5 protein-coding genes are annotated in these 2,637 nt (G+C 42.1%); 1 reads left to right on the top strand and 4 read right to left on the bottom strand.

Annotated features, from left to right (window positions below):
- Positions 1-614 (bottom strand): DUF4347 domain-containing protein (locus QUA23_RS30770; RefSeq protein WP_333110721.1); only part of this gene is annotated, 614 nt, incomplete at its 3' end.
- A gap of 235 nt (positions 615-849) precedes the next feature.
- Here QUA23_RS30770 and QUA23_RS30765 point away from each other — a divergent pair.
- Complete coding sequence (locus tag QUA23_RS30765; protein ID WP_333079646.1) at positions 850-1,089, top strand: hypothetical protein; 240 nt, start codon at positions 850-852, stop codon at positions 1,087-1,089.
- 280 nt (positions 1,090-1,369) lie between these two features.
- On the opposite strand, the gene QUA23_RS30760 is transcribed toward QUA23_RS30765, so the two are convergent.
- The 3 genes from QUA23_RS30760 to QUA23_RS30750 all read right to left on the bottom strand — a co-directional run.
- Entirely contained in the window at positions 1,370-1,897 is a 528-nt protein-coding gene (locus QUA23_RS30760; protein ID WP_333079645.1) for a hypothetical protein, read from the bottom strand.
- Positions 1,898-2,084: 187 nt separating this feature from the next.
- Entirely contained in the window at positions 2,085-2,336 is a 252-nt protein-coding gene (locus tag QUA23_RS30755) for a hypothetical protein (RefSeq protein ID WP_333079644.1), read from the bottom strand.
- Positions 2,337-2,434: 98 nt separating this feature from the next.
- The coding region (locus tag QUA23_RS30750; protein ID WP_333079643.1) for a hypothetical protein at positions 2,435-2,637 on the bottom strand (203 nt) is incomplete at its 5' end.

The raw sequence follows: 2,637 nt of genomic DNA, 5'->3' as shown, positions 1-2,637 counted from the left end.
ATCGCAGCTCTTAATGAACCGGGCCCGCTATCGCTATTGTTGGCTACTACGATCGTAGCTAAATCACCTTGGTAACTTGCCATAGCCTCTGGCTGCAAGGCTAAGGGAGATTCAATTTGACCCCTAGCAAATTCTAAATTCCAGTCGCCGCCACGGCCGGTTATGTTGGTGGAAGCGGCAACGTCAGCCCCGGTTAATTGACTGAAGCGATCGACGAAATTAGCACCTGTACCGCCTGCTACATCGCAGCCGTACAGCATGATGTCTGCTTGTGCGGCTAGTGAATTTTGCCACTTTTCCAACTCGTTTTTGTATTGCTCTATGTTCTCTGAACCCAGAGCGGTATTGCCTAATTGTAGGCTGCCAGAACTGCCATGAGAAATAATCTGAATCGAGTCAATAGCCCCGTTAGTAGAGGCGTATTGTTCAATTTCAGAGCTGATTTGTTCGATGCCGTTTTTGGTGCGATCGAGTATTACTACCTGCTGTCCCGGCAGCACTCCCGCTGCAATTGACTCGTAATCTTTCACGCCGGAGTCAATGAAGACTAAGGAGCGCAGTGGCTGTTTTTCTAAAGAAGATTGTGAGTTAACTTGAGCGAATGTAGAACTCATATTGGAGACTCCATTAAGGGCATTATTGGTAGATACGCCCCGGAGTTATCTCATCAAGCTTATTTGGTAACTGTGCGATTTTGGCAATTAACTTTTGTATGGATCGAGGTAATCTGAACTGAGGATAACAGAGCCTAATTGCAGTTAGTCCGAGCTGCCGTCACAAGTTGTGCGAACTTTGTCAACCTCTATAAGGATAGAGGCCGATTTTTGAAGTTCCGAGGTAATTTTCTCGATGCAGTCAGATTCCCCAGCCAAAATTTTGGAAACAAAATATTCACCTTCATTGATGCTGGATTCCTTGAATACAAAGCTTTTGGATGGGAAATTTTCCTATTGCGAGAATCGAGTCGTTTCTCTTAAAGAAGCCAACACATTGCGTCCTCCAAAAGTGAGTTTATGGGTAGATACAGCCTTGAATCGAGAGCTTCTGGAACTGCCAGCGACCTTGTTTATTGCGCTCATTTTTATTTAACCTATCTATCAGTTTCCCCTATTTCTGCAGCTTTGCCATCCGCGATCACACGGAATTTACACCACTTGCCGATGCTATGAGGTACAGTAGCAGCAATGAGTAAACCAATCTCTTAAACGGTGAGGATTCATCAAATTAAGGGCAACTGCTGCGATCCAGGGGGTGACAAATATAGCTAGAAACCTTGCCTGAGCAAAGTTCTAGTCCTGAGATATTTTTGATAAAAGTGACGCTTATTACGAGTTAACTTCATTAACTATTCCACAGGTTCAGCATATTTTTAAAGAGAATTAACCCACTGTTGGCTATCATTGCCACTCCCAAATGTACTGCGTCTTCGATAAGTTCTTTGGGGTTCCTTGATGCGAAAGATATACTTTTGTAAATACTTCATTTTGACTATATTACCTTCAATAATGTCACGAATATAGGCAATTCTAATCAATAGAATCATTTTAATTAATCGGTATTCTATTAACCCTGTACCCTGTAAATTATAGCCTCCTGTTTTGCAATCACGGAACATTTCCTCAATTCCCATCCGTTGCTTATAAGCAGCGATAGCTTCCGGTAAACTACCTAAGTTAGTTAGAATAAACCACACCTCGTTAACTCTCCATCCTTGATAATTCCTTTTCCATTTGCAGGCAACATCAAATCCTGCCAGTGGCTTAGTCTTTCTAACTTTTACACCTTGAAAGTATAGAGATGTTCCGGGCGTGATCCCTAACTCATCTAACCGTAGCCTGCAGCATATTTTCGGTTTCGATACAATGATTTCGTTTGAGTCGTAAGCAAAAATACACATCTTGCTCTCTCAGCCAGTTGGCTAAATCTATTGAACAGAATTCAGGCATCGCCTAACCACGAGCTGATAATCTTTAAATAAGGGTAAAATAGGTGAGATGACGGCGATCTGCTCATTGATATTACTGCTACCTCGTTTTGGTAACAGGGACCAAGATAACGGGATTGCTCTTCGCGGACATATCAGACTAACCATAAACAGATTGATACATCCCCATTGGCTGCGCTCGATCGCGATCCATAATTTCTGTCGGGGTTGGCAATAATTTGTCAACCAATAGGTAATTAGCGGAAACCACAGACAGGTTAAGGTAAGCTGGGGTAAATCTAAAAATCTTTGTAACTTGCGCCGACGACTTGAGCGTGGTAATGGGGTACGGAAATACGCGAGCAAGTCGTTCTAATCTCACCGGTTTTTCTGATGTTAAGAGATTGAACATTATTTCTAGAACTAAAAATTGAGAGGGAGTTAGTTCTCTTTGGAAGTGAGTCTGATAGAATCTAGGTAACATATTTTTGGCATAGGTCGAGTGTAACTTTAGCTTGACCTATCTTTTTTTAACACAGGTGAGTCAAATCTTTGCCCTGTCTGGCTTTTGGGCGGGGTTGTCACCCCGCCAGCAAAATTTAAAGGATTTAAAGTTAATGTCGCTTGTAAAGGGAAAAGACATCTCCGAAAAATAAAATAAAGAGTAGGAAGAGATGGTAAAATATCTTTTTTTCGGGACTGAACATGAGTTC

Origin of the sequence: Microcoleus sp. Pol1C5 (assembly GCF_036701115.1) — a bacterium.
In the GTDB taxonomy this organism is placed as follows: Bacteria; Cyanobacteriota; Cyanobacteriia; order Cyanobacteriales; family Microcoleaceae; genus Microcoleus.
Note: the sequence above shows the minus strand (reverse complement) of the source record. Positions and strands in the feature narration are given on the sequence as shown.

Coding starts and splice junctions, on each gene's coding strand:
- QUA23_RS30765 (WP_333079646.1), top strand. CDS start 850: ATGCAGTCAGATTCCCCAGCCAAAATTTTGGAAACAAAATATTCACCT.
- QUA23_RS30760 (WP_333079645.1), bottom strand. CDS start 1,897: ATGTGTATTTTTGCTTACGACTCAAACGAAATCATTGTATCGAAACCG.
- QUA23_RS30755 (WP_333079644.1), bottom strand. CDS start 2,336: ATGTTCAATCTCTTAACATCAGAAAAACCGGTGAGATTAGAACGACTT.